Below are 26,686 nucleotides of genomic sequence, written 5' to 3'. Positions count from 1 at the left end.
TATGGGCCGCTTATTGCGTGGCTGCGTTGCGCATCGATATTGACGGCAGACCCGGCAAAGCTTTTAGAAACTGCATGATCGCCAGGTTTACTCGCGCGGTGTCGCTTGGCGAAAGAATCTCGCCAGCCAGCACATGGTGCGATGGGTCCTGGGTGTCCTTGAGGGCAATCAGCTGCTTGTGCGGTGAGCCGAAGCGAGCGAAGGCGGCCTCGATGGCGGGGGCGCTGACCACCTGATCGTCCTGCGAATAGAGCGTGAGAATCGGCGTGCTGATCTGCTCCAGCGGCTGCTCGCGTACGTATTTCACCAGCGCCATCATCGGCAGCAGCGCCTGCACCGGGTAGCGGTGGCTCCAGTAGCGCGCCTGCTGCGGGTTGCGCGGCTGCCAGTGATGCTCTGGGCCCAGCAGCAGCGGCACGAAATGCTTGGCCCAGGGCCAGGTCAATACGGTCGCGGCCGGGTCTTTGGGGGCGAAGTTTGGCGACACCATGATATAGGCCAGCACCTGCGGGTTATCGCTCTGTAACGCCAGCCAGGTGGCGAGTGTGGCGCCGGTGGATGTGCCGATCACCAGCACCTGCTTGCCCAGGCGCTGGCCGATTCGCAGGGCTTCCTGACTGTCCTGCAGCCAGTCGTGCACGCTGGCTTCGGCCATCGCCGCACCGCTGCGGCCATGACCGCTCAGGCGGGTGTAGAACAGGTTGGCGCCCAGCTGCTCGGCCAGTTGTTCACTTAGCGGCGCGGTTTCCTGGCGGGTGGCTGAGTAGCCATGCAGATAGATGATTGCCAGGTCAGTCTGGCGTTGATCCGGGTGGGCCCAGACGATGGTTTTTTCCGCGCCGGGGGTAATGTCCGGGTAGCGCGCTTCGCTCTCGGCCAGATAACGGTTGAGGTCGGCAGGCAGCTGGGCCGAGCTCAGTTGTGTGTCGACCGGTGGCACGGGACCGAAGCTGAACACTACGGCGAATAGCGCAAGCGTCAGGGCGCAGAAGGACAGGGCTTTTTTCATCGTGCGGTTCTTGTGTGGGTTGTTGTCGGCAGGATGGCTGCTGGCATTCTGCTACAGCGCTGTGGCTGCGCCTATCGCCCATTTGTGGGCTTGGTAAAACCATGTAAAACACCGAGTACATGCCGCACGGCGCGCTGGTCCATACTCGGGCCACTGTCGTCTCTGGAAGTCCGCCCGCATGCCGAGCAAATTGCGCACCCTGCTGTACTTCTTTCTGGCTGTGCTGCTGGCGAGTGTGCTGGGCACCGTGCTGCAGACTCAGTTCAATCTGGCCAACCTGCAAGCGCTCGGCGCGCCCATGCCGCTTGGCGTGCGGGTGCACACCACCTGCCTGGACCTGCTGGGCTTTAGCCCGACCTTCGCGGTGCTGGTGATCCTCGGATTTATCTTTGCCTTGCCGGTGGCGAGCGGCCTGGCGCGCGTCTGGCCAACAGGCCGCTGGTTGCTGTTTGCCCTGGCCGGAGCAATCGCGGTGCTGGCGGCGATGGCGCTGGCCAACGCGCTGCTGCCGATGCCGACGCTGATCGGCGCCAACCGCACGCTGGCCGGCACCCTCGGGCTGATGGCCTGCGGCAGCCTGGGCGCGCTGCTATTTGCCGTGCTGGCGCGGCGCTCGTCGCCTGCACAATCCTGATTGATTCCTCTGTGAGCAAAAGGCCCGAACCATGCTGAATACCTCCCGCGCTCTGTTGTTGCTTGGTCTGCTTGGCAGCAGCCTGGCGCACGCCATGGATTACCGCATCGAAACCGTGACCGCAGGCCTGGAGCACCCCTGGTCGCTGGCCTTTCTGCCGGATGGGCGCATGCTGGTGACCGAGCGAGTCGGTCGCCTGCGCATCATCGAGCCGGACGGCAGTCTTAATCCGCAGCCGGTCGGTGGCGTGCCCGAGGGCTTTGTCGCCGCCCAGGCCGGGTTGATGGAGGTGCTGCTCGACCCCGAGTTCGCCAGCAATCAGCAGCTGTATCTGAGCTACGCCTACGGCACCGCCCAGGCCAACAACACCCGCCTGAGCAAGGCGCGGCTGGTCGATGGCCAATTGCAGGATCTGCAGGTGCTGTTCAGCGCGCAGCCGGCCAAAGCGGGTGCCGCGCACTATGGTGGGCGCATGGCCTGGCTGCCGGATAACAGCCTGGTGCTGACCCTGGGCGATGGCTTTGACCTGCGTGAGCAGGCCCAGGACCCGAGCAACCATATCGGCAAGATTGTGCGCCTCAACCGCGACGGCAGCATTCCCAAGGACAACCCGCTCGTAGGCCAGGCCGGCGCCGCCGCGGAGATCTACAGCCTGGGCCATCGCAACGTGCAGGGCATCGTCTACGACAACCAGCTGCAGCGCCTGTACAGCCACGAGCACGGTCCGCGCGGCGGCGATGAGCTGAACCTGATCGAACCCGGCAACAACTATGGCTGGCCGCTGATCACCTTTGGCGTCGATTACACCGGTGCGCAAATCTCGCCTTACACCGAGCTGCCCGGCCTGCAGCAGCCCTTGTTGCAATGGACGCCATCGGTGGCGCCGTCGAGCCTGACCCTGTACCGCGGCGCGCTGTTCCCAGAGTGGCAGGGCGACCTGTTTGCCTCGACCCTGGCCGAGCGCAGCGTGCGCCGCATTCGTCTGCAGGACGGCAAGCTGGCCGGCGAAGAAGTGCTGTTCGAAGAGTTGGAAGAACGTATCCGTGACGTGCGCGTGGGGCCGGATGGCGCGCTGTATCTGCTCACCGACAGTGCCGATGGTCGGTTGCTGCGGGTGGTGCCAAGCCAGTAACCGCGCCGCTGAGTGGCGCTACAAGCCGCCCCCTGGCGCGTGCGGCTTGCGGCATAATTCACGGCCTTATCGTGCCGCGTTACTTCGACCATGACCCCGCTTAAATACCTGCAAGGCTACCCGGCCCAGCTGCAAGACAAGATCCGCCAGCTGATCGCCGAGCAGCGCCTGGGCGATTATCTGGCGCGGTCCTACAGCGGCAAGCACGGGATTCAGAGTGACAAGGCGCTGTACGCCTATATCCAGGGCCTCAAGCAGGAGCACCTGCGCAATGCTCCAGCCATCGACAAGGTGCTCTACGACAATCGCCTCGACCTGACCCACCGCGCCCTGGGCCTGCATACGGCGATCTCGCGGGTGCAGGGCGGCAAGCTCAAGGCGAAGAAGGAAATCCGCGTGGCCTCGCTGTTTCGCGAGGCCGCGCCGGAGTTTTTACAGATGATCGTGGTGCACGAGCTGGCGCATTTGAAGGAGGCCGAGCATAACAAGGCCTTCTACAAACTCTGTGAATACATGCTGCCGGGCTACCACCAACTGGAGTTCGATCTGCGGGTTTACCTGACCTGGCGCGAACTGCCCGGCTCGCTCGGCGAGCTGTCAGCCCCGCAGCAGTAGGTTGAGCTGATCCACCACCTCGGCCCATTCGGCGTCGGCCAGTAGCTGTTGGCGCAGAAAGTCGGCTTGGGCGGTGTCCCAGAATGGCGCATCGGCTAAGCGGCAGTCTTCCGGCAGGGGCGAGTGGCGCTTGATAAAGCGGTCGATGCTTTCCTGGTCATGGTCGAGACCCAGTTGCTGGAACAGTGTTTCGAGCTCTTGGACGTTGGCTTGCATAGCGGTCTCCCCTGAAAGCTATCGGCTGATAGCCCTTTAGTCGACCGACAGAATCTCCAACAGTTGCACGCCACTGGCCACACGCAGGGTCACTTCGTCGCCAATGGTCTTGCCGAGCAGCACTTGCCCTAGCGGCGCTTGCGGGCCGATCACCTGCACGGTCTGGCCATCCTGCTGCAGTTTCATTGCTGCGCCGTCGGGGCCGAGGAACAGGCATTGGCGGCGGTCTTGGTCGTCGCTTAGCTCAATCAATGCGCCGAGTTGAATGCCCTGCTGTGGGTCAAAGGTGCGTAATACCAGCTGCTTCCAGTTTGCCAGGGTCTGGCGAATGGCGGCCGCGCGGCGTGCCTGCCCGGTGGCCAGGTAGGAAGCTTCCAGGCCCAGGGTGTCGTATTTGTTTTCGGCGATGTTTTCTTCGTGGGTCGCCGTTTCATAGGCGGTCAGCGCCGCCTGCTGGGCCTGCAGTAGGTCATCTTCGAGGCGGGCGATTACCTGTTGCAGCAGCTGGGGTTTGTTCATGTTTGCTTCTTCAGTAAGTGCGCGGCCAGGGTGCGCAGTGGCCCGAGCTGGCGGCAGATCAGCGCCAGCTGGGTTTGCAGCAAGCGTTGTTGGTCGTCCAGATCGTCGCTGAGTTGTTCAAACTCGGCGGCTAGTTGCTCTTCAGTGTCACTGTGGATGGCCACCGGGCGCTCCTCGTTGAGGCAGCTGGCAATCTCTTCCAGGCTGCTGGCCAACTGGCTGGCGCTGCTCAGCAGCGGATTATCGCTGCCGCTCAGGCTGGTTTCGCCACGGTGCGCGCCAAGGCCCGAGAGGTAGCTCAGGAGGGTGTGCGAGAGCACCAGAAAGCGGAAGCCGATATCTGCCTCCTTACGGAAGTGCCCCGGCTCCATCAGCATATTGCCCAGGGTGGTCGACAGCGTGGCGTCGGCGTTGTGTGCGTTGCGCCGGGCCAGACGATAGGCCAGGTCGTCGCGCTTGCCGCTGGCGTACTGGGCAATGATCTGTTGCAGGTAGCGGCTATTGCAACTCAGGGTGCTGGCGAGCAGGCGATTCAGGCGGCGGCCCTGCCAGTCCGGCAGGATCAGCAGCACCGCCAGGCCGGCAATCAGGCTGCCGAGCAGGGTGTCGACCAGCCGCGGAATAAACAGCCCGTAGCCATCGCCGACCTGGTTGAAGCAGAACAGCACCAGCAGGGTGATGGCGGCGGTGGCCAGGGTGTAGCGGCTGCTACGCAGGGCGAAGAACACCACCCCGGCGACCACGGCGAACAGCGCCTGCACCAGCGGGTTGGGGAACAGGTCGAACAGCGCCCAACCCAGCAGCAGGCCGAGCACCGTGCCGCTGATGCGCTGCACCAGCTTGAGCCGGGTCGCGCCGTAGTTCGGCTGGCAGACGAACAGGGTGGTCAGCAGAATCCAGTAGCCCTGGGTCGGGTGAATCCAGTGCAGCATGCCGTACCCGGCGGCCAGTGCCAGCGACAGGCGCAGGGCGTGGCGAAACAGCAGCGAGGTTGGCGTCAGCTGCAGGCGCAGGCGTTCCCAGACATCCTTGAGCGACTGCGGTTCGCGGTCGAGCAGGCTGCTGTCCTGCTGCTCGGCCATGGCGTCGGGGTTACTGGCGTTGCCCAGTAGCGTATCCAGGCTGCGCAGGTTACCGGCCAGCGCGCCGAGCGAGCGCAGCAGGTGGCGCCAGGCCGGATTGCTCTGTACGCGCAGGTGTTCGAGGGAGTCATGCAGGTCATCCAGCGCCTGGCGGCACAGCTCACGGTATTCGAATGGCTGGCGCAGCTCGATGGCCTGGGCCAGCCGCTGGCAGGCTTCGCCATGCAGGCGCAGCAGGCGCTGGCAGCGAAACAGCACGTCGCTGTGGAAGAACGCCTCGGCCAGCTCGTTGTAGGGGTAGTGCGAGGAACTGGCGCGCTCGTGAATGTCCTGAGCGAGAAAGTACAGTTTCAGGTAGCGACTGACCTTCGGCCCGGGCCGGCCATTACCGACCCGGTGCAGGATGATTTCCTTGGCCGCATTCAGCGCCGCCACCACCCGGCCATTCTGCTTGGCCAGGGCCAGGCGGCGTTCCTCCACATCCAGCTGGCGCAGTGGTTCGAACAGCGCCGCCTTGAGCTTGAGGTACTGGCCCAGCTCACGAAACAGCCGCGCCAGGCTGTGCTGCACCGGCTGGTTGGCAAACAGCGCATTCCACAGCACCGACAGCAGGCCATACCAGGCTGCGCCCGCCACCAGCAGCAATGGCTCCTGCCAGAGGCCCGCCGCGCCGCCGCGCTGCTCTACGCCGATCATGCTGTACACCGCGAGAATCAGCGTGGCCGCGCCGAGGGTGGCGTAGCGTTCGCCGAGGGCGCCGAGCATGGTCAGGGCAAAGCTCGACAGCGCCAAGGCGCAGACAAACAGCCAGGGGTAGGGAAAGAGAAACTCCACCGCATAGGCCGCCACACTGAAGCAGCCGAGGGTCACCAGCAGTGCCATCACGCGGCCTTGCCAGCTGTCGTCGGTTTCCGCCAGGGCACTGGCGATGACCCCAAGAAACAGCGGGATCAGCGCATGCATCCAGCCCTGCGACCAGCACAGCAGCAACGCCCCGCTCAGGGCGATAAACACCCGCAGGCTGTAGCTGAATTTGTCCTGAGCCCAGAGACGACGAAGCGAGTGGCGCAGCGCAGTGGACGGCATGGCCCGACCTTGATCAACCGTAACAGGTAGCAGCCTAACGGAGTCTGTGTCGACTTGGCAGCAGCAAGCGCTGCTCGGGCCGATTAAAATGTCGCGCTGATCGGTTGTGTGAGGTGAATCACTGCGGCCGGGCTACGCTAAATCTATCCGCTCATTCGCGAGGCATCTGCCGTGTTGTACACCTGTGTGCGTGGATTGCTCTCGCTGCTGCTTGCCAGCTTGTTGTGTGTGAGCCTACAGGCCCAGCCGCTGCGCCTGTACACCGAAGAATACCCACCGATCAACTTCAGCGAAGATGGCAAACCGACAGGGCTGGCCACCGAGGTGGTGCAGGCCATCATGCAGCGCACCGGGCAGAGCGCGCCGATTACTGTGGTGCCCTGGGCGCGCGGTTATCAGCAGGCTCTGACCCGTGCCAATACCGGGCTGTTCGTGACCATGCGCACCCGTGAGCGTGAACAGCTGTTCAAATGGGTCGGGCCGATTACCCGCAACGTCACCAGCTTCTACGCGCTGCGCCGCTCCTTTCTGTCGATCAGCCGTTTAGAGGAAGCCCGCGAGTACGGCGAAATTGCCGTGCCGCGCGATTGGTACAGCCACCAGCGCCTGCTGGCCGAGGGCTTCAGCAACCTCACCCCGGTCACCGGGCCGGCGCAGGTGGTGAGCATGCTCAAGCGCGGGCGGGTCAAGCTGATGGTGCTGGATAACCTCAGCCTCAATGCGCTGCTGGCGCAGGGTGATATCCAGGCCGATGAAGTGCAGCTGTTGTTCAACTTTATGCATAGCGACAGCTATATCGCCTTTTCCCAGCAGACCGATGACGCCTTGATCGCCCGCTGGCAGCGCGAACTCGACAGCATGAAACGCGACGGCAGCTTTGCCGCGATCCATCAGAAGTGGCTGCCGGGTGAGCCGTTGCCGCCGCTTGAGCCTGCCCCGGCGCCCTGAAAGGTCAGACGTATTGCGCGGCGGCGTAACCCGAAGCCCAGGCCCACTGGAAGTTGAAGCCGCCCAGATGCCCCGTCACATCCAGCACTTCGCCAACAAAATACAGCCCTGGCGATTTCAGCGACTCCATGGTTTTAGACGACACCTCGCGGGTATCGACGCCACCCAGGGTAACCTCGGCGGTTCGGTAACCCTCGGTGCCGGCCGGCACCAGTTGCCAGTTGCCGAGCTGCTCGGCAATCGCCTTGAGTTCGGCGTGGGTGTACTGCTTCATCGGTTTGGAGGCGAACCAGTTGTCCGCCAGCAGGCCGGCCATCTTCTTGGTAAACAGCTCGGCGAGCAGGGTTTTCAGCTCGCTGTTAGGGCGCTCGCGTTGTTGCTGCTCCAGCCACCCGGGCAGGTCGATATGCGGTAATAGGTTGATGCTGATGGCGTCCCCAGGTTGCCAGAATGAGGAAATCTGCAGAATCGCCGGGCCGCTTAAACCACGGTGGGTAAACAGGATATTTTCCTTGAAGCTCTGCCCATTGCAGCTCACCACGCAGTCTTCTACCGAGGTGCCGGACAGTTCGGTGCACAGCGCCTTGAGCTGCGGGTCGGTGAGGGTGAAAGGCACCAGACCGGCACGGGTCGGCAGCAGCTCATGGCCGAACTGCTTGGCCACCTGATAACCAAAGCCGCTGGCGCCGAGGGTCGGGATCGACAGGCCGCCGGTGGCGATCACCAGTGATTCGCAGCGCACCGCGCCAGCACTGGTCTGCAGCTGGTAGCCGCTGTCCAGTTTGCTGATTTCGCTCACCGAGGTGTCCAGTCGCAGCTCAACGCCGGCTTCATCACACTCGCTTAGCAGCAGGCCGAGGATGTCGCTGGCCTTGTTATCGCAGAACAGCTGGCCGAGTTTCTTCTCGTGGTAGGGCACGCCGTGCTTGGCCACCAGGCCGATAAAATCCCACTGGGTGTAGCGCGCCAGGGCCGACTTGCAGAAATGCGGGTTTTCCGAGAGAAAGTTGCTCGGCTCACAGTACATATTGGTGAAATTGCAGCGCCCACCGCCGGACATCAGGATTTTCTTGCCGGCCTTGTTGGCGTGATCCAGCAACAGCACCTGACGCCCGCGCGCGGCAGCCGTCAGCGCGCACATAAGCCCGGCGGCACCGGCTCCGATAATCACGACCTGGGGTGTAAGCACAGCTATTTCCTCAACCTGCGACGTGCGCCATGGCGGGCGCAAAACAGCGCGCATCTTAACTGCAAGTTGTCGGGTGCGCTTGCCGGCGGGACCTGAGGTCGTAGGCCATTACCTGCATGTCGATCTCGAACAGGTCAGTGTTGAATGGGATTTCGCCACAGCTGCGAAAACCAAACCGTGTATAGAAGGCCTGTGCCGCGCGATTACTCTTTAGAACATCCAGCCACAGCAGCTGTTGTTGTCGTGCCAGCACACGTTCACAGATAACCCGCAGTAACTGCTCGCCATAGCCTTTGCCGGTCGCGGACTTGAGCAGGTAGATTTTCTGCAGTTCTACGCCCACTTTACTGTCCAAAGGCATGGGGCTGTTCCAGTTAAGTTTGGCAAAGCCTTGAGTGTTACCAGCCTCGTCCTCGGCCAGTAACCACAGATGCTGTTCTGTAGCCGCGAGTGAGCTGGCTAGGTTCTCGCTTGAGAAATCGTCGGAAAGAAAGCGCTGCATCCCTGCGTCTGTCCAGATTTCACTGAAATGCTCACGGTAGGTCTCGCAGCCGATGCGCTGCAAAACCTCTAAATCAGCATGCGTGGCCTCGTAAATACGTAGGGGTCGTTGCGTCATGCGGCAGAACTCCTTGTGTGCCGTATTGGGTTGTTGTGCGCACAGAATAGCGTTCGGCGTGTTCGCGGCTATGAATGCGCTGTTAAAAAGCGTTGTGGCAGCTAGGATTAGTTTTCCGCTTCCTCTGGAACCGCCGTTGATGAATGGACTGCGTGCCTGCCTGCTGTCGTGGGCGCTGTTGGCGCCTCTGTATGGCCATGCTGCAGAGACCTTGCGGTTGGTGGCGGACCCTTGGCCGCCATTCAATGACCAGACGCTGCTGAACAACGGAGTGTCCTCCGACCTGGTGACCACCGCGCTGACTCGCGCCGGTTACACCACCAGCTATGTGCAGGTGCCGTGGGAGCGTGCGGTGCGGGGGTTGCAGCAGGAAATCTATGATGTGCTGATCAACGCCTGGTACACCGACGAACGCGCGGTTTTTGGCCATTACTCACAGCCCTACCTGATCAACCGCGTGCGGTTTCTGCAGCGCAAGGGCAGCCAGATCAAATTCACCCAGTTGCCCGACCTGTACCCCTACAGCATTGCCGTGGTGCGCGGTTATGCCTATTCCAGCGAGTTTGATCAGGACAGCCGGCTGACCAAGGTCGGCGTGGTCGGCTTTGAAGTGGGCGCGCGTATGCTGCAGGCGCGGCGGGTGCAGCTGACCCTGGAGGACGAGCTGGTGGCGCGCTATCACCTGAGCCGCAGCCTGGCCGGAATTCGTAATCAGCTGGAGTTTCTGCCGCAGCCGTTAAGTGAGAACGGCCTGCATATTCTGGTCAGCCGCAAACACCCGCAGCATCAGCAGATTGCCGATGCCTTCAACAAGGCGATTGAGGAGATGCGCGCCGATGGCAGCTATGCGCAGATTTTTCAGCGCCATGGTTTGTAGCGGCTACTGCCAGCAGTTGCGGCCGCGGCCCTGGTTCTTGGCCTGATACAGGCGCAGGTCGGCCTGGTGCAGCAGGCTTTCCAGGTCATCGGGGGCACCGTGGTAGATGCCGGCGCTGAACGACAGCGGCGGTGCGCCGATGGCGTATTTCAGGCTGGCGCAGTGTGTACGCAGTTGGTCGAGGGTGTCGCTGAGGGTCGCGGCATCCTGCTGGCTGACCATGGCGAACTCTTCGCCACCCAGACGGCCGAGCAGGGCATCGGGGAATGCGGCAGAAAATGCGCGGGAGAAGGCGATCAGTGCTGCGTCGCCGCTGGCGTGGCCGTGTTCGTCGTTGATCCGCTTGAAGAAATCCAGGTCGAGCATCGCCACGCTGAGGTCGCGGCCGCCCGAGCGTGCCTGCTGGAACAATTGCTGGCCGTGCTCATAAAACGCGCGGCGGTTGTTCAGCCCGGTCAGGGCATCGAACTGCGCGGCCTGCTTGAGCGCGCGCAGCAGGTCGCGGCGCTCCAGGGTCGACATCACCCGGCAGTTGAGTTCTTCCGGGCAGAAGGGTTTGCGCAGAAAGTCGTCGGCGCCGTGCTTGATAAATTTGGCGCTAAGCGAGCCCTTGGTGTCGGCAGACAGGCCGAGAATGATCAGCTCGTGGCGTTTCATCTTCTGCCGCAGCAGTTTGACCAGCTCGAAACCGCTGAGCCCGGGCATGCTGTGGTCGACTACCAGCAGGTCGATATCCGGTTGTTCCTTGAGAGTGCGCAGGGCTTCGTCGCCGTCGCAGGCTTCCATAATCTGGTAGCGATGTGGGGTCAGCACGTGGCGGATGTAGTGGCGGGTGGCGTCGGAATCCTCGGCGATGAGGATCTTCACCTCGCTGTTGCTTTCCAGGCGGTGCAGCAGACGGAAGGCGTACTCGTAGGAGTGCTGGCTTTCCTTGAGCACGTAATCGACCACGCCCTTGAGCAGCATCTGGTCGCGGCGCTGCTCGTTGTAGGTGCCGCTGAGCACGATGCAGGGCAGGTGATAGCTCATCACCACATCGACGATCTCGCCGTCCGGGGCGTCCGGCAGGTTGAGGTCGACGATGGCGGCGAAGAACAGCTCGGCGGAGGTTTCCAGCATCACCTGGGCTTCGCCCATGGAGGCGCAGAAGATCGGCTGAAAACCGCTCTCCTTGCGAAACAGATGTTCGAGAATTTTCAGCACCAGCGGGCTGTCTTCGATCACCAGAATATTGCGCAAGGGGATACTCCTCTGTCGCTGGCCGCGTCACTGCGGCCGTCTGTTTAGCTTATGCGGCAACTATAGGGTACGAATACGCAGCGAGCGGCCCTTGATCTTGCCTTCACTGAGGCATTTGAGTGCCTGCATGGCCACGACGCGCTCAACGGCCACGTAAGCCTGAAAGTCGAAGATGGCGATCTTGCCGACCTGCGCGCCAGGAATGCCAGCCGCGCCAGTCAGGGCGCCGAGAATATCGCCGGGGCGTAGTTTGTCTTTGCGTCCGGCGCCGATGCACAGGGTAATCATCGGTGGCTGTAACGGCGCGCCGCCCTGGTGCTTCAGGCTGCTCAGCGGGTGCCAGTTGAGCGGCGCCCTTTGCAGGGTTTCGATAGCCTGGGCGCGATGGCCTTCGGCCGGGGCAACCAGGCTCATGGCCAGGCCCTTTTCACCGGCACGACCGGTACGGCCGACGCGGTGAATGTGAATTTCCGAGTCGCGCGCCAGTTCGACGTTGATCACCATGTCCAGCGCATCGATATCCAGACCGCGTGCGGCCACATCGGTGGCTACCAGTACCGACAAGCTGCGATTGGCGAACATTGCCAGTACTTGATCACGGTCACGTTGCTCCAGGTCACCGTTCAGCGCGGCAGCCGAGATGCCTTTGGCGGTGAGGTGGTCGACCACTTCCTGGCACTGCTGCTTGGTAAAACAGAAGGCCACGCAGGACTGTGGGCGGTAGCTGTTGAGCAACTTGACCACTGCGTCCATGCGCTCTTCCGGGGCGATCTCGTAGAAGCGCTGCTCGATCTGCGTGTCGTCGTGCAGGGCATCGGCCTTGACCTGCTGCGGGTCGCGCATAAAGGTCGCAGACAGCTGCTTGATCCCGGCTGGGTAGGTGGCGGAGAACAGCAGGGTCTGCCGGCGCGTTGGGGTCTGGCTGATGATTTCGGCGATGCTGTCGTAGAAGCCCATGTCGAGCATGCGGTCGGCTTCATCGAGTACCAAGGTATTCAGGCCATCGAGCTTGAGGGTGCCCTTGCTCAGGTGCTGCTGGATGCGCCCCGGGGTGCCGACGATGATCTGCGCGCCGTGCTCCAGCGAGCCGATCTGCGGACCGAATGGCACGCCGCCGCACAGGGTAAGAATCTTGATGTTGTCAGCCGAGCGCGCCAGGCGGCGCAGCTCTTTGGCGACCTGGTCGGCCAGCTCGCGAGTCGGGCACAGCACCAGTGCCTGACAGCCAAAGAAGCGCGGGTTGAGCGGGTTGAGCAGGCCGATGCCGAAGGCCGCGGTCTTGCCGCTGCCGGTCTTGGCCTGGGCAATCAGGTCCATGCCTTTGAGCATTACCGGCAGGCTCTGCGCCTGGATCGGGGTCATCTCGGTGTAACCGAGGGACTCGAGGTTCGCCAACATGGCGGCGGAAAGCGGCAGAGAAGAGAAAGCGGTGTTGGTCACGGTACAGGCCTGCTAAACGGAATGGCGTGCAGTGTAACAGGCTGTGCGCTTCGGCTTGGCTCTAACAGGCGGCCGGTCGTGGGCTGGCGCGGCTTAGAACCTTATTTACGATCTCGCGAGCTAGAGCCATGCAAGGCAAAAACAGGCGAGGAAGCGGAGTTTACTGGTGTAAATGAGCATTCCGAGCCTGTTTTTAACGCAGCAGGGCCGACGCGCAGCAGATCGTAAAAAGGTTCTAGAACAGGTCGATCGGGTCGACGTCTAACGACCAACGCACGGCGCGGCCGCTGGGCATCTGCTCCAAAGCGTGCATCCAGGTATTGAGCAGGCGGTGCAGCGGTGCGCGGGCGTTGGCCTGCACCAGCAGCTGGGCGCGGTAGCGGCCGGCGCGGCGTTCCATCGGTGCGGGGACCGGGCCGAGCAGCTCAATGCCGCTGAGTTTCAGTTCATTCAACAACAGCTCGGCTTCGCTGCAGGCGTCGTCGAGAAAGCCTTCGGCCTGGCCTGGCTTGTGCGCTTCGGCGCGCAGCAGAGCGAGGTGGCAGAACGGCGGCAGGCCAGCGCTGCGCCGTTCGCTGAGGGCCTGTTCGGCGAAGGCGAAATAGCCCTGCTCGGTCAGCTGTACCAATAAAGGATGGTCGGCCAGGTGGCTCTGGATAATCACTTTGCCCGGCTCTTCGGCGCGTCCTGCGCGACCGGCGACCTGCACAATCAGTTGGGCCATGCGCTCGCTGGCGCGAAAATCGGCGGAAAACAGCCCGCCATCGGCATCCAGGATCGCCACCAGGGTTACGCGCGGGAAGTGGTGACCCTTGGCGAGCATCTGCGTGCCGACCAGGATGCACGGCTCGCCGCGCTGCACGGTATTGAACAGGGTGGTCATGGCTTCTTTGCGCGAGGTGCTGTCGCGGTCGACGCGCAATACCGGTACGCCTGGGAAGAGAATCTCCAGGCGTTCTTCGGCGCGCTCGGTGCCGGCACCGACCGGGCGCAGGTCGACGTTGTTGCATTTCGGGCAGTTGCTCGGCTGGCGCTCGACGTGGCCGCAGTGGTGGCAACGCAGCTCGCGCGAGCGCTGGTGCACGGTCATGCGTGCGTCGCAACGCGGACATTCCGACAGCCAGCCGCAGTCGTGGCAGAGCAGGGTCGGGGCGAAGCCGCGGCGGTTGAGGAATACCAGTACTTGCTGGCCGGCTTGCAGGGTTTGGCCGATAGCCTGCTGCATGGGCCCGGAGATGCCGGAATCCAGCGGCCGGCTTTTTACATCCAGGCGCAGAAAACGCGGCTGCTTGGCACCGCCGGCGCGCTCGCGCAGGTGCAGCAGGGCGTAGCGGCCGTTGTGGGCGTTGTGCAGGCTTTCCAGCGAGGGCGTGGCCGAGCCGAGGACAATCGGGATGTTTTCCTGATGGGCGCGCACCACTGCCAGGTCGCGGGCGTGGTAGCGCAGGCCTTCCTGCTGTTTATAGGAGGCGTCGTGTTCTTCATCGATGATGATCAGCCCCGGCCGTTGCATGGGGGTGAACAGCGCCGAGCGGGTGCCGATGATGATATCGGCCTCGCCATCGCGCGCCGCCAGCCAAGCGTCCAGGCGCTCGCGGTCATTCACCGCCGAATGCAGCAGGGCGATGCGCGCATTGAAGCGCTGCTCGAAGCGCGCCAGGGTCTGCGGGCCGAGGTTGATCTCCGGGATTAGCACCAGGGCCTGCTTGCCGGCCTCCAGGGTTTCGCGGATCAGCTGCAGGTACACCTCGGTCTTGCCGCTACCGGTGACCCCCGCCAGGAGAAAGGCGTTGAAGCTACCAAAGCCCGAACGGATCGCCTCGCTGGCCGCGCGCTGTTCGGCATTCAGCGGCAGTTCTGGCTGCGCCAGCCAGTTGGCGTGACGCTCACTCGGCGCATGGCGGCGCACTTCGACCTTGACCAGGCCCTTTTCCAGTAGCAGGTCGAGGCTGTCCTTGTTCAGCTGCAGTTTGCTTAGCAGCGGATGGGCGACGCCGTGGGGGTGCTGGGCCAGGGTTTTCAGCGCATCACGCTGGCGCGGCGCGCGGCTCAGGCGTGGATCATCGAACTGTGCGCCTTCAGTGACCGACCAGAAGCGCTGCTGGCGTACTTCCGCCGGTTCGCCCTGGCGCAGCAGCACCGGCAGCGCCCAGCTCAGGGTGTCGCCGAGGCTGTGCTGGTAATACTGCGCGGTCCACAGACACAGCTTGAACAGTGCCGGCGGCAGCGGCGATTGGGCGTCGAGCAGTTGCAGGGCGGGCTTGAGTTTGTCGGCCGGGACTTCGCTGTGCTCGCTCACCTCGATCAGGATGCCGATCATCTCGCGCCGGCCAAACGGCACGCGCAGCCGTGCGCCTGGCTGCAGAGCACTGCGCGGCACACCGGGCGGGGCACGGTAGTCGAACAGGCGGCGCAGCGGCGAGGGCAGGGCGAGGCGCAGAATGACGTCGGGCAATCGATAGGCTCCAGGTTGCAGGGCGCGATCTTAGCATGCAGCCAGTCGACGGCCGGCCTTGCGTCGCTGCGGCGCTCTGGTATTATCGCCGGCCTAATTCCGTGCGGTACCTGACAATAGTGTCTGGTGGCGGCACGACAGCCCTGAGGAATCACCATGAAAGCCGATATCCATCCGAACTATGTAGCCATCACCGCCACCTGCAGCTGTGGCAACGTGATCGAAACTCGCTCCACCCTGGCCAAGCCACTGAGCCTGGACGTGTGCAACGAGTGCCACCCGTTCTACACCGGCAAGCAGAAAATGCTGGATACCGGCGGCCGTGTTGATCGCTTCAAACAGCGTTTCGGCATGTTCGGCGCCAAGCAGTAAGCTTGCGCGCAGCGACGCAGACCCACATGGTTTGCACCTCGCTACTGAAAAAGGCGTCCCTAGTGGGCGCCTTTTTCGTTTTCGGCGTTTATGCCGGCGGCGCTCTGGCGTTCTGCCCGGCTCCCGGCAAGCTGCCCAGCGCCAAGGTGCAGCGCGTGGTGGATGGCGACACCCTGCGCTTGGTCGATGGGCGCAATGTGCGCTTGATCGGTTTGAACAGCCCGGAAATGGGCCGCCAAGGCCGCTCTGCCGAGCCTTTCGCCGAGGCTGCGCACAGACGTTTGCAGGCATTGATAGCAGCGAGCGATGGCCGGGTCTCGTTGCAGTACGGTCAGCAGGCCAAGGATCACTACGGGCGCGCCCTGGCGCATGCCTATGACAGCCGTGGGCGCAACCTGGAGGCGCAGTTGCTCGCCGAGGGCCTAGGCTATCTGGTGGCTGTCGCGCCTAACCTGGCGCTGGTGCAGTGCCAGCAAGCCGCCGAGCGCAGTGCGCGGCAGGCCCGTGCCGGGCTCTGGCAGCGCTCGCCGGTGCAAGCTGCCGCGCAGTTGAAAAGCGGCGGCTTTGCTCTGCTACAGGGCCGGGTCGAGCGTGTTGAGCGCAATCGCGGTGGGCTGTGGTTGGAAATGGGCGATTTGCTGGTGCTGCATATCGCTCCGCGTGCGTTGGGCAGTTTTGACCTGCGTGCTGTCCGAGGCCTTGAAGGTCGCAAGGTCGAGGCCCGCGGTTGGGTGATCGACCGTTCCAAGCGTGGCGGTTTGCGCGCAGGGCAGGCGCGCTGGATGCTGCCGTTGACCGATAAGGCCATGTTGGAGGTGTTGCCATGATCCTGCGCGTACTGACGTTGTTCGTCCTGCTGATGCAGCTGGCAGGCTGTGCGGTCAATCCGGCCACCGGACGCAGCAACTTCGTGATGATGAGCGAGCAGCAGGAACTCGACCTCGGCCGTCGCTACAACCAGCAGATCCTCAAGGAGAACCCGCGCTACGCCGACGAGAAGCTGCAGGCTTATGTGCAGCAGGTCGGTGAGCGGGTGGCGAAGCACAGCCATCGCAACCAGTTGGCCTATCAGTTCACTGTGGTCGACAGCCCGGATATCAACGCCTTTGCCCTGCCGGGCGGTTACATCTATATCCATCGCGGGCTGCTGGCCTACCTCAGCTCGGAAGCTGAACTGGCCGCCGTGCTCGGCCATGAAGTGGGCCACGTTACTGCCCGGCACAGCGTGCAGCAGCAAAGTCAGTCCACCGCCTGGGGCTTGCTCGGCCAGGCTGTGGCGATTGGCACCGGCGTTGGCGCCGCCGCCGATGTCACCGGGGTGCTTGGCAGCGCCTTTGTCCGTGGTTATGGCCGCGATATGGAGCTGGAGGCCGATGGCCTCGGCGCGCAGTACCTGGCGCGTAGCGGCTATGACCCGCAGGCGATGATCGAAGTGGTCAAAGTGTTGAAGAATCAGGAAGACTTCGCCCGCGATCAAGCCGCCGCGCGCGGTGAGGCGCAGCCGGCCGGTGGTTATCACGGGCTGTTCGATACCCACCCGGATAACGACCGGCGTTTGCAGCAGGTGCTGGGCCCGGCGCGAGCCTTGGCCACCAGTCAGCAGGAGGTCAATCGCGAAGCCTTTCTCAAGCGCCTGGAAGGCTTGCCCTTTGGTGACTCCGCCGAAACCGGCGTGCGTCGCGGCCAGCGGTTCTATCATGCTGACCTGAACTTCACCCTGGCGTTTCCCAAGGGCTGGAGCCTGCTCAATCGCCCGGATGCGCTGATCGGTCACACCGACGATCAGCAGGCATTTATCGCCATGACCCTGGAAGACAATCCGCAAAACCTGACGCCGGCTGAGTTGCTGCGTCAGCGTGTCGGCGGTCAGCGCTTGGTGGCCGGCGTCGAGTTGCAGCAGGCCGGCCTCAAGGGCTACAGCGCGGTGATTCCAGGCAATGCCGCCAAGCGTGTGGCGGTTATTCAGTACGGTCCACGGGTTTACCTGTTTGTCGCTGCGGTGCGTGGTCGCGCCTCGCTGGAAACTCAGGATGAGCAGTTTCTCAGCGTGATCAAAAGCTTCCGGCCGATGACCAGTGCCGAATACCAGCAGGCGCAGCCGCTGCGCCTGCATATGGTCAAGGCCAAGCCCGGGCAAACCATCGAAGCGCTGGCCAAAGGCAGCAAGTTGCCGGGCGATGCGCTGAAGACCCTGCGTCTGCTGAATAATCTCTACCCGACAGGTCGGCCGCGTGCTGGCGACTGGCTGAAGGTCGTGCGCTAGGGCCTGCGTGCGCATACGGACTTGCCAGTCTTGTGCAGCTGTATACAACTTGCGTATCCTCGGCCGCCTGCCTGTTCAACAGCCCAAAGCGGAAATGCCAACATGTCTGATTTGAAAACAGCCGCTCTCGAATATCACGCCCATCCCCGTCCGGGTAAGCTGAGTGTCGAGCTAACCAAGCCCACCGCAACCGCACGCGATCTGTCCCTGGCCTACAGCCCGGGCGTCGCTGAGCCTGTGCGCGAAATCGCGCGTGATCCGGAGCTGGCGTACCGCTACACCGGCAAAGGCAACCTGGTGGCAGTCATTTCCGACGGTACCGCTATTCTCGGTCTCGGCGATCTCGGCCCGCTGGCTTCCAAGCCGGTAATGGAAGGTAAAGGCGTGCTGTTCAAGCGCTTTGCCGGTATCGACGTATTCGACATCGAAGTCGAGTCCGAGAGCCCGCAGGCCTTTATCGATACCGTGCGCCGCATCTCGATCACCTTCGGTGGCATCAACCTGGAAGACATCAAGGCGCCTGAGTGCTTTGAAATCGAACGCACGCTGATCGAACAGTGCGACATTCCAGTGTTCCACGATGACCAGCACGGCACCGCTATCGTGACCGCAGCCGGCATGCTCAACGCCCTGGAAATCGCCGGCAAGACCCTGCCAGACGCCAAGATCGTCTGCCTGGGCGCCGGCGCTGCTGCGATCTCCTGCATGAAGTTGCTGGTGAGCATGGGCGCCAAGGTCGAGAACATCTTTATGATCGACCGCAAAGGCGTGATCCACGCCGGCCGCGATGACCTGAACCAGTACAAGGCGGTATTCGCCAGCGAAACCACCAAGCGCACCTTGGCTGATGCTCTGGACGGTGCTGACGTATTCGTCGGCCTGTCGGGTGCCAACCTGCTGGCGCCGGAAGACCTCAAGCGCATGGCGCCGAGCCCAATCGTGTTCGCCTGCTCCAATCCGGACCCGGAAATCAAACCGGAACTGGCCCATGAAGTGCGTAATGACGTGATCATGGCGACCGGTCGCTCCGACTACCCGAACCAGGTCAACAACGTACTCGGCTTCCCGTTTATCTTCCGTGGTGCCCTGGACGTTCGCGCGACTCGCATCAACGAAGAAATGAAGATCGCCGCTGCCCTGGCCTTGCGTGACCTGGCCAAGCTGCAGGTGCCGCAGGAAGTCTGTGATGCCTACGGCGGTATTGCCCTATCGTTCGGTCGCGAGTACATCATTCCGAAGCCGATGGACCCACGCCTGATCACTGTGGTCTGCGATGCCGTGGCCAAGGCTGCGATTGAAAGCGGTGTGGCGACTCTGCCGTATCCGAAGCATTACCCGTTGCAGTCGGTAAACGACGTGTTCAACGGCTAAGCGCTTAGCTCAAGAGCAATAAAAAACCCGCTACGGCGGGTTTTTTATTGGCGCTATTTCGGCTTTCTCAGGCATCACGCGACTGCCGCAGAGGTTTTAAAACAGGTCGATTGGCGCTGCTTCATCGGCAGGCAGCGGGCTGCCAGGGATGTACATGCCAGGCTCAAATTCGCCCATGGGGGGTGGCGAGTCCTCACTCTTGAACAGCTCGAAGTAGGCCTCTGGCGTATCGGGTGTGGCCGCGCGCCCGCTGTGTGGATCGATACGCAGGGTCAGCAGGCCTTCGGGTTCTGCCAGCAGGTGGCTGGGCTTGTCCTTTAGGGCGGCGGCCATATAGCTCATCCAGATCGGCAGGGCCACGGTGCCGCCGTACTCGTTGCGGCCCAGGCTTTCCGGCTGATCGAAGCCAGCCCAGACCGTGGTGATGTAGTCCGCGTTGTAGCCGGAGAACCAGCTGTCTTTCGACTCGTTGGTGGTGCCGGTTTTACCCGCCAGGTCATCGCGGCCCAGGGCCATTGCGCGGCGCCCCGTGCCGCGTTTGATCACGTCCTGGAGCATGCTGGTCATGATGTAGGCAGTGCGTTCATCGATGATCTGCTCGGCAAGCAGCGGCTCAGGCGGTAGTGGCTGGTCGCCGACGCTGAACTGCAGTGCACTGCCCTGTTCTGCGCGCTGGGCGATACCGGCCGGGGTTTGCGCCGGGTTGGCGTTGAACAGCTGCTTGCCCGTGCGGTCTTCGATCCGTTCGATCAGGTAAGGCTCGGTCTTGTAGCCGCCGCTGGCAAACACACTCCAGCCCTCGGCGATTTCCATGGGCGTGAGGCTCGCGGTGCCCAGCGCCAACGACAGGTTGGGCGGCAGGTCCTTCTTCTCAAAGCCAAAGCGCTCGATATAGCTCAGGGTGCTGGCGATGCCGAGGTCCTGCAGCAGACGAATGGAAACCAAGTTGCGTGAACGGTACAGGGCCTCGCGCAGGCGGATCGGGCCGAGGAAGGTGTTGTTGTCATTCTTCGGTCGCCATACCTGCGACAGCGCATCGTCGGCGAACACAATCGGCGCATCATTCACCAGGGTGGCGGCGGTGTAGCCTTTATCCAGCGCGGCGCTGTACACAAAGGGTTTGAAGCTCGAGCCCGGCTGGCGCTTGGCTTGTGCGGCGCGGTTGTAGTTACTTTGTTCAAAAGAGAAGCCGCCGACCAGGGCGCGAATGGCGCCGCTGTTCGGGTCCAGCGATACCAGAGCGCTCTGCGCCGCAGGCAGCTGAACAAAGCGCAGGCTGCCGTCTTCCTGGCGTTGCACGCGGATCAGGTCGCCAATCTGGCTGACATCGGCGGGCTGTTGTGGGCGCGGGCCCATGCTGTTGGTGTTAAGGAACGGTCGAGCCCATTTCATACTGTCCCAGGCAACGGCGTGTTCCTCGCCGTTGCGTAGCAGAACCATGATCCCGCTTTTTTCCACGCCTGTGACAATGGCCGGTTCCAGGCCGCCGAGAGAGGTTTGCTTGTTCAGCTCGGTTTGCCAGTTTTCCTTGGTCATGCCGGGGAGGCGGCTTTCTGGGCCGCGGTAACCGTGGCGCTGGTCGTAAGCAATCAGGCCCTCGCGGACTGCCGAGTTGGCCGCGAGTTGCAGGTCGCTGGATACCGTAGTGGTGACGTTAAAGCCATCGGTATAAGCCTCGCTGCCGTAGCGGCCGACCATCTCCGCGCGTGCCATCTCAGCGATATAAGGTGCCGCCAGTTCCGGTGCTGGTACGTGGTAACTGACATTGATGGGTTCAGCCAGGGCTTCCTCATAGCGCTGTTTGTCGATGCGGCCAAGGCTGTACATGCGCCCAAGAATCCAGTCGCGGCGCTCCATCGAGCGGGTTGGGTTGACCAGGGGATTGAAGCGCGAGGGGGCTTTGGGCAGGCCGGCAATCATTGCCATTTGAGCAAGGCTGGCCTCGCGAATGGATTTGCCGTAATACACCTGCGCGGCTGCTTCGATACCGTAAGCGCGATTACCCAGGTAAATCTTGTTCACATAAAGTTCAAGGATTTCGTTCTTACTGAGTTCCCGTTCAATTTGCAGAGCTAGAAGTATCTCGTTGATCTTGCGCGAGAAACTTCTTTCGCTGGTGAGAAAGAAGTTCTTCGCCACCTGCATGGTAATGGTGCTGCCGCCGGTTTGAATCTGCCCGCTTTTCAAGATTTGCGTTGCAGCGCGCATCAGGCTGGTAAGGTCGACGCCATAATGGTTGGCAAAGTTGTCATCTTCGGCCGCCAGCAAAGCGCTGATGAACTCTGGGGGGATGTCCGCAAAGGCGATTGGCGAGCGGCGCATTTCACCGAATTCGGCAATCAGCTTGGCGTCGCTGCTGTAAACGCGCAGAGGAATCTGCAGCTGAATGCTGCGCAAAGATTCGACGGATGGAAGGCTAGGGCTAAGATAGAGGAAGGCTCCGCTGAAACTGAGCACCAGAGCACAAAAAGCGGCGAGGCCAGACCAGCAGAAAAAACGCAAAAGACGCATCAAGATTTTTGGATTTCCAGATAAAAGAACGGGTTAAGCGAAACACAAGGTTAAAAGAGAAAAACTGATCACATTATAAGCGGTTTTTTTGCTGGGTAGCCATTTGCGCTTCTGTCAAGACTGTTATTTAATGTGAAAAAACATAAATAGTCCGTAAGTCGCGGATGCCAATAGGAAATCGGTCGTGCTAGGGCTCTTCAATAAGAAAGCGAATACGCTACTCGGGATCGATATCAGTTCGACCTCCGTCAAGCTCCTCGAATTGAGCCGCTCCGGAAGCCGCTACAAGGTAGAGGCTTACGCAGTCGAGCCGCTCCCGCCAAACGCGGTGGTCGAAAAGAACATCGCCGAACTGGAAGGTGTGGGGCAGGCCCTTTCACGTGTGCTTGCCAAAGCCAAGAGCGGCGTGAAAACCGTTGCGGTTGCGGTGGCAGGCTCAGCGGTGATTACCAAGACCATCGAAATGGAAGCTGGGCTTTCTGATGATGAGCTTGAAAATCAGCTGAAGATCGAGGCCGACCAATACATCCCCTATCCGCTGGAAGAAGTCGCGATCGATTTCGAAGTGCAAGGCGCGTCCGCGCGCAATGCCGATCGTGTCGAAGTGCTGCTTGCCGCGTGCCGCAAGGAAAACGTCGAAGTCCGTGAGGCTGCTCTGGCCCTCGCCGGTCTTACCGCCAAAGTGGTCGATGTTGAAGCCTATGCGCTTGAGCGTGCATACGGTCTGCTGATCGATCAGCTGGGCGGCGGTCGTGATGAGCTGACGGTCGCGGTTGTCGATATTGGCGCAACCATGACCACGCTCAGCGTCCTGCACAACGGTCGCACTATCTATACCCGTGAGCAGCTATTTGGCGGTAAACAACTTACCGAAGAAATTCAGCGCCGCTATGGCCTGTCCGTCGAAGAGGCCGGCCTTGCCAAAAAGCAAGGTGGCTTGCCGGATGACTATGACAGCGAAGTGCTGCAGCCCTTTAAAGAAGCCGTGGTTCAGCAGGTCGCTCGCTCTCTGCAGTTCTTCTTCGCAGCGGGTCAGTTCAATGATGTCGACTACATCCTGTTGGCGGGCGGTACTGCGTCGATTCCAGACCTTGATCGTTTGATTCAGCAAAAAATTGGCACCCAGACATTGGTCGCTAATCCATTCGCTGAAATGGCGCTGAGTGGCAAGGTTAACGCCGGCGCACTCGCCAGCGATGCGCCAGCCCTGATGATTGCCTGTGGTCTGGCGATGAGGAGTTTCGACTAATGGCGCGGATTAACCTTCTACCCTGGCGCGAGCAGCTACGCGAAGAACGCAAGCAGCGCTTTTTGGTGACGCTTGCTGGTGTGTTTGTTGTTGCGGCAGGTGTTGTCTTCCTCGGGGATCAATATCTGAGTGGGGCAATTGAGCAGCAAGATGCTCGAAATGAGTTTATTCGTAAGGAGATTGCTGTTCTGGATGCTCGGATCGCTGAAATAAGCGAACTCAAAACGCGTCGCCAGCAGCTTCTTGAACGGATGAAAATTATTCAGGACCTGCAAGGTAATCGGCCGATTATTGGGCGTGTTTTTGATCAGTTAGTTCGAACATTACCTGATGGCGTTCATTTCACTGGGGTGAAAATGACTGCAAAAAACATCGCTATTGTTGGTGCTTCTGAGTCTAACAATCGTGTATCAAACCTGATGCGTAACTTGGATGCGTCCGAGTGGCTAACTGCGCCAAATCTTACTGAGGTTAAGTCTGTGACGGCAGGTGCTGTTGATCAGGCCAATGTATTTCAGTTGAGTGTGCAGCAGACCCAGCCAGGAGTCGCGGTAGAGGAGGCTAAGCAATGAGCCTTAATGAATCGCTAGAGAGTCTGCGTCAGATTGATCTGAGTAACCTTGATTTCAATAACGTCGGTTCTTGGCCTGCAGCAGTAAAATTTATTGCTGGTGTTTTGCTGGTGATTGCTGTTGTCGCTTTAGGTTATAACTTTCATCTTAAGGATCTGCAGTCGCAGCTGGAAGGGAAACAGGCTGAAGAGGTCGCCCTGAAGGAACAGTTCTCGAGTAAAGCATTTCAAGCTGCCAATTTAGATGCGTATAAAGAACAAATGCAGGAGATGGAAATTTCATTTGGCGCGCTTTTGAAGCAGCTGCCAAGTGATACAGAGGTTCCGGGTTTGCTGGAAGATATAACTCGGACAGGCTTAGGAAGTGGCCTGGAGTTTGAGGAGATCAAGCTTTTGCCTGAGGCTGCTCAGCAGTTTTATATAGAGCTGCCCATTCAAATTACTGTCGTTGGCGCATACCATGACCTTGCAACGTTTGTCAGTGGCGTTGCAAGCCTGCCACGAATTGTTACCTTGCATGATTTTGATTTGGTCTCAGCTACTAGCAGTGATGGTTCGACTAAGCTGCGCATGAGTATATTGGCCAAAACTTATCGATATAATGATAAGGGGGCGCAGCAATGAATTTTTTCAGGCCTGTATTATTGATTTTAGTTTTGCTCATATCGGGTTGTGATGGTAGTGGTGGGTTTTCCGATCTTCAGTCTTATATGGATGAAGTGCGTGCTAGGCCTAAAGGTGAGATTGAGCCGCTACCAAAGTTTCAGCCCTATGAAAGTTTTACTTATAGCGCTGCTGCGTTAAGAAATCCGTTTCAGCCGCCTGTTAAGCTGGAAATGGCAGAGCGGCAGAAAGGTTCTAAGGATGTGAAACCCGACGACACTCGCACGAAGCAGTTTCTTGAAGGCTTTAATATAGAAACATTTGTAATGGTTGGTACCTTGGCAAATGATTCAGGCGCTTTTGCGTTAGTGAGTGGCGCTGGTGGTGTCCATAGGGTTCGAGTGGGAGACTATATTGGCCGCAATCATGGCCGAATACTTGCCATAGACGAGTCCAAAGTCGATGTAATTGAAATCGTTCCGGATGGTGAGGGTGGTTGGTTGGAACGGCCGCGTAGCCTATCCCTTAAGGAGCGCTCTTAACTAGGGCGGAATGAATATGAAAAAAAATAACCGGTCTGCTCAGTGGAATATGATTATGAACATATCCCCCTCTTTTATTGGTCTTCCTCTTCTTGCTGCACTTCTTTCTCCGTCGTTGATGGCTGCTGATTTAATGGCTCTTGACGTTGCTGCGTTGCCGGGGGATCGGGTCGAATTGAAGCTGACTTTTGATGAGCCTGTGTTAGCGCCTCGTGGTTATACGATTGAGCAGCCGGCTCGTATTGCGCTTGACTTGCCCGGGGTTTTGAACAAGTTAGGTGTGAAAAATAGAGAGCTCGGTGTTGGTAACGCTCGTAGTGTTACCGTGGTCGAGGCGAAAGATCGTACTCGGCTTGTAATTAACCTATCGAATCTTTCTCCGTATCACACTCGCGCTGAGGGGAACAGCCTCTTTGTTGTGGTTGGCGAGGGCTCTAAAATTCCGGCTGCGGCGGCCGACTCTGCTGTTTCCAAGGCCGTTGTTCCAGCGAAGAAATACTCTCCACAAGTGAGGGGGATTAGTAATATAGATTTTCAGCGTGGCGAGCAGGGCGAGGGTAATGTGGTTATAACCTTGTCTGATGCGTCTGTAAGTCCTGATATACAAGATCAAGGCGGTAAAATTCGCTTAGATTTTGCCAAGACACAGCTGCCGGAGTCTCTTCGTGTAAAGCTTGATGTGAAAGACTTCGCTACTCCGGTGCAATATGTAAGTACTACTAGTGCGTCTGATAAGGTTAGTGTTGTCATTGAATCGTCTGGTGTTTATGACTATTTGGCATACCAAGCGGATAATAAGTTGACATTAAGCGTTAAGCCGTTGACTCGGTCTGAGGCCGAGAAGCGTAAAGCCGACAGTTTTGCTTATGCCGGTGAGAAGCTTTCTCTTAATTTTCAGGATATCGATGTTCGGTCAGTTTTGCAGTTGATTGCGGATTTCACGGACTTGAATTTGGTTGCTAGCGACACTGTTACGGGTAATATTACTCTTCGGTTGCAGAATGTTCCGTGGGATCAGGCATTAGACCTTGTTCTAAAAACGAAGGGTCTAGATAAGCGCAAGATTGGTAATGTTCTTCTTGTTGCTCCTGCAGATGAAATAGCTGCGCGTGAGAGGCAGGAGCTTGAGTCACAAAAGCAGATTGCTGAGCTGGCGCCTTTACGTCGTGAGCTGATTCAGGTGAATTATGCCAAGGCGTCCGATATGGCAAAGCTTTTTCAGTCCGTAACAAGTGCAGATGGCACTGCGGATGATCGAGGGTCCATAACGGTTGATGATAGAACAAACAGTATTATTGCTTATCAAACGCAAGATCGCTTAGATGAGCTTCGTCGTATAGTTTCCCAGCTTGATGTCGCTGTTCGTCAGGTAATGATTGAGGCGAGGATTGTTGAGGCAAATGTAAATTATGATAAGCAGCTTGGTGTCAACTGGCGTGGCGCTCGTGTAGGCAACGGCAATTTTGTGGCCGGTGGTAGTGGTGGTAATCGTGTGGGAGCTCCTGGTTATGGTCAAAACCCTGGTATTCAAAATCCTACGCCTTCAGTCGGTAATTTTGTAGATCTTGGTGTGGAGGAGCTTACTTCTGGAATAGGTATTGGTTTTATAACAAACAATACCATTTTGGATCTCGAACTCTCGGCTATGGAGAAGACTGGCAATGGTGAAGTCGTCTCTCAGCCAAAGGTTGTGACTTCTGATAAAGAGACAGCCAAAATCCTTAAGGGTGCTGAAATCCCATATCAAGAAGCTAGTTCCAGTGGTGCTAGTACTACATCCTTCAAAGAGGCTGCGCTTTCACTGGAGGTTACACCTCAAATTACGCCAGATAATCGAATTATCATGGAGGTAAAGGTTACAAAGGATTCTCCTGATTTCTCTCAGGCGGTTAATGGTGTGCCGCCAATTAATAAAAACGAAGTTAATGCTAAAGTTCTTGTTAGTGATGGCGAAACTATCGTTATTGGTGGTGTCTTCTCAAATACGCAAACGAAAACTGTTGATAAGGTTCCTTTTTTAGGTGATCTTCCTTATTTGGGGCGGATGTTTAAGCGTGATGTTGTTCAGGATAATAAGTCTGAGCTGCTGATCTTCCTGACTCCGCGCATCATGAACAATCAAGCCGTAGCGGTGAGTCGTTGAT

The 26,686-nt window shown here is 59.8% G+C and carries 24 protein-coding genes; 14 read left to right on the top strand and 10 right to left on the bottom strand.

Going from position 1 to position 26,686, the window contains the following annotated elements; translation table 11 throughout:
• Positions 1–10: 10 nt before the first annotated feature.
• Entirely contained in the window at positions 11–1,009 is a 999-nt protein-coding gene (locus tag Q8O69_RS04295; protein ID WP_305589853.1) for a carboxylesterase, read from the bottom strand.
• A 178-nt stretch (positions 1,010–1,187) separates the two neighbouring features.
• On the opposite strand from Q8O69_RS04295, the gene Q8O69_RS04290 reads away from it, so the two are divergent.
• The 3 genes from Q8O69_RS04290 to Q8O69_RS04280 all read left to right on the top strand — a co-directional run bounded on the left by Q8O69_RS04290 (position 1,188) and on the right by Q8O69_RS04280 (position 3,390).
• Positions 1,188–1,643, top strand: a complete 456-nt coding sequence (locus Q8O69_RS04290) for a hypothetical protein (protein ID WP_305589851.1) — start codon at positions 1,188–1,190, stop codon at positions 1,641–1,643.
• A 31-nt stretch (positions 1,644–1,674) separates the two neighbouring features.
• Positions 1,675–2,775: a PQQ-dependent sugar dehydrogenase gene (locus tag Q8O69_RS04285; protein ID WP_305589849.1), complete on the top strand. Its 1,101-nt coding sequence runs from the start codon at positions 1,675–1,677 to the stop codon at positions 2,773–2,775.
• Between the two features lie 90 nt (positions 2,776–2,865).
• Complete coding sequence (locus Q8O69_RS04280) at positions 2,866–3,390, top strand: YgjP-like metallopeptidase domain-containing protein (RefSeq protein ID WP_305589847.1); 525 nt, start codon at positions 2,866–2,868, stop codon at positions 3,388–3,390.
• On the opposite strand, the gene Q8O69_RS04275 is transcribed toward Q8O69_RS04280, so the two are convergent.
• The 3 genes from Q8O69_RS04275 to yccS are packed head-to-tail and all read right to left on the bottom strand — an operon-like array spanning position 3,373 to position 6,293.
• Positions 3,373–3,606, bottom strand: coding sequence for a DUF2789 domain-containing protein (locus Q8O69_RS04275; RefSeq protein WP_275960432.1), 234 nt, complete (start codon positions 3,604–3,606; stop codon positions 3,373–3,375). The two genes, Q8O69_RS04280 and Q8O69_RS04275, sit on opposite strands and share 18 nt — an antisense overlap.
• A gap of 36 nt (positions 3,607–3,642) precedes the next feature.
• Positions 3,643–4,125, bottom strand: coding sequence for a GreA/GreB family elongation factor (locus Q8O69_RS04270; protein WP_305589844.1), 483 nt, complete (start codon positions 4,123–4,125; stop codon positions 3,643–3,645).
• Entirely contained in the window at positions 4,122–6,293 is a 2,172-nt protein-coding gene (gene yccS, locus Q8O69_RS04265) for a YccS family putative transporter (protein WP_305589842.1), read from the bottom strand. The genes Q8O69_RS04270 and yccS overlap by 4 nt, the downstream gene beginning before the upstream one ends.
• Positions 6,294–6,464: 171 nt before the next feature.
• Here yccS and Q8O69_RS04260 point away from each other — a divergent pair, with 171 nt between their 5' ends.
• Positions 6,465–7,241 (top strand): ABC transporter substrate-binding protein, encoded by a 777-nt coding sequence (locus Q8O69_RS04260; protein ID WP_305589840.1) that lies wholly within the window; start codon positions 6,465–6,467, stop codon positions 7,239–7,241.
• Positions 7,242–7,245: 4 nt separating this feature from the next.
• Here the strand turns inward: Q8O69_RS04260 and Q8O69_RS04255 are convergent, their stop codons facing one another.
• Both Q8O69_RS04255 and Q8O69_RS04250 read right to left on the bottom strand, forming a co-directional pair.
• Positions 7,246–8,430, bottom strand: a complete 1,185-nt coding sequence (locus Q8O69_RS04255) for an NAD(P)/FAD-dependent oxidoreductase (RefSeq protein WP_305589838.1) — start codon at positions 8,428–8,430, stop codon at positions 7,246–7,248.
• Between the two features lie 55 nt (positions 8,431–8,485).
• Entirely contained in the window at positions 8,486–9,049 is a 564-nt protein-coding gene (locus Q8O69_RS04250) for a GNAT family N-acetyltransferase (RefSeq protein WP_305589836.1), read from the bottom strand.
• A gap of 139 nt (positions 9,050–9,188) precedes the next feature.
• On the opposite strand from Q8O69_RS04250, the gene Q8O69_RS04245 reads away from it, so the two are divergent.
• Positions 9,189–9,926, top strand: a complete 738-nt coding sequence (locus Q8O69_RS04245) for an ABC transporter substrate-binding protein (RefSeq protein WP_305589834.1) — start codon at positions 9,189–9,191, stop codon at positions 9,924–9,926.
• 3 nt (positions 9,927–9,929) lie between these two features.
• Here Q8O69_RS04245 and Q8O69_RS04240 read toward each other — a convergent pair whose 3' ends face one another.
• From Q8O69_RS04240 to Q8O69_RS04230, 3 genes are all read right to left on the bottom strand, one after another.
• Complete coding sequence (locus tag Q8O69_RS04240; protein WP_305589832.1) at positions 9,930–11,165, bottom strand: diguanylate cyclase domain-containing protein; 1,236 nt, start codon at positions 11,163–11,165, stop codon at positions 9,930–9,932.
• A gap of 60 nt (positions 11,166–11,225) precedes the next feature.
• A complete protein-coding gene (dbpA, locus tag Q8O69_RS04235; RefSeq protein ID WP_305589830.1) occupies positions 11,226–12,605 on the bottom strand; it encodes an ATP-dependent RNA helicase DbpA in 1,380 nt (459 codons plus the stop codon).
• A 235-nt stretch (positions 12,606–12,840) separates the two neighbouring features.
• Positions 12,841–15,060: a primosomal protein N' gene (locus Q8O69_RS04230; protein WP_305589828.1), complete on the bottom strand. Its 2,220-nt coding sequence runs from the start codon at positions 15,058–15,060 to the stop codon at positions 12,841–12,843.
• Between the two features lie 156 nt (positions 15,061–15,216).
• Here Q8O69_RS04230 and rpmE point away from each other — a divergent pair, with 156 nt between their 5' ends.
• From rpmE to Q8O69_RS04210, 4 genes are all read left to right on the top strand, one after another.
• A complete protein-coding gene (gene rpmE, locus Q8O69_RS04225; RefSeq protein WP_275960444.1) occupies positions 15,217–15,432 on the top strand; it encodes a 50S ribosomal protein L31 in 216 nt (71 codons plus the stop codon).
• 26 nt (positions 15,433–15,458) lie between these two features.
• Positions 15,459–16,259, top strand: a complete 801-nt coding sequence (locus Q8O69_RS04220; protein WP_305589826.1) for a thermonuclease family protein — start codon at positions 15,459–15,461, stop codon at positions 16,257–16,259.
• On the top strand, positions 16,256–17,695 hold the full coding sequence (locus Q8O69_RS04215; RefSeq protein ID WP_371136043.1) for a M48 family metalloprotease: 1,440 nt from the start codon (positions 16,256–16,258) through the stop codon (positions 17,693–17,695). Before Q8O69_RS04220 ends, Q8O69_RS04215 begins: the two co-directional genes overlap by 4 nt.
• Before the next feature lie 102 nt (positions 17,696–17,797).
• Positions 17,798–19,066, top strand: a complete 1,269-nt coding sequence (locus tag Q8O69_RS04210; RefSeq protein ID WP_305589824.1) for a malic enzyme-like NAD(P)-binding protein — start codon at positions 17,798–17,800, stop codon at positions 19,064–19,066.
• A 96-nt stretch (positions 19,067–19,162) separates the two neighbouring features.
• On the opposite strand, the gene Q8O69_RS04205 is transcribed toward Q8O69_RS04210, so the two are convergent.
• Positions 19,163–21,580: a penicillin-binding protein 1A gene (locus Q8O69_RS04205; protein WP_305589822.1), complete on the bottom strand. Its 2,418-nt coding sequence runs from the start codon at positions 21,578–21,580 to the stop codon at positions 19,163–19,165.
• Between the two features lie 181 nt (positions 21,581–21,761).
• Between Q8O69_RS04205 and Q8O69_RS04200 the strand changes: the two genes are divergently transcribed.
• The 5 genes from Q8O69_RS04200 to pilQ are packed head-to-tail and all read left to right on the top strand — an operon-like array spanning position 21,762 to position 26,685.
• On the top strand, positions 21,762–22,826 hold the full coding sequence (locus Q8O69_RS04200; RefSeq protein ID WP_275960449.1) for a pilus assembly protein PilM: 1,065 nt from the start codon (positions 21,762–21,764) through the stop codon (positions 22,824–22,826).
• Positions 22,826–23,398 (top strand): type 4a pilus biogenesis protein PilN, encoded by a 573-nt coding sequence (gene pilN, locus Q8O69_RS04195; RefSeq protein ID WP_305589820.1) that lies wholly within the window; start codon positions 22,826–22,828, stop codon positions 23,396–23,398. Before Q8O69_RS04200 ends, pilN begins: the two co-directional genes overlap by 1 nt.
• Positions 23,395–24,021 carry a type 4a pilus biogenesis protein PilO gene (gene pilO / locus Q8O69_RS04190; RefSeq protein WP_305589818.1) on the top strand — a complete coding sequence of 209 codons (627 nt, stop codon included), beginning with the start codon at positions 23,395–23,397 and terminating at the stop codon, positions 24,019–24,021. Before pilN ends, pilO begins: the two co-directional genes overlap by 4 nt.
• Positions 24,018–24,542: a type 4a pilus biogenesis lipoprotein PilP gene (gene pilP, locus Q8O69_RS04185; protein ID WP_305589816.1), complete on the top strand. Its 525-nt coding sequence runs from the start codon at positions 24,018–24,020 to the stop codon at positions 24,540–24,542. Before pilO ends, pilP begins: the two co-directional genes overlap by 4 nt.
• A 55-nt stretch (positions 24,543–24,597) precedes the next feature.
• Positions 24,598–26,685 carry a type IV pilus secretin PilQ gene (gene pilQ, locus Q8O69_RS04180; protein WP_305589900.1) on the top strand — a complete coding sequence of 696 codons (2,088 nt, stop codon included), beginning with the start codon at positions 24,598–24,600 and terminating at the stop codon, positions 26,683–26,685.
• Position 26,686 lies beyond the last annotated feature (1 nt).

This window comes from Pseudomonas sp. (assembly GCF_030690725.1).
Classification (GTDB): Bacteria; Pseudomonadota; Gammaproteobacteria; order Pseudomonadales; family Pseudomonadaceae; genus Aquipseudomonas.
The sequence above is the reverse complement of the archived record's forward strand: the minus strand, read 5'-3'. Positions and strand labels throughout refer to the sequence as shown.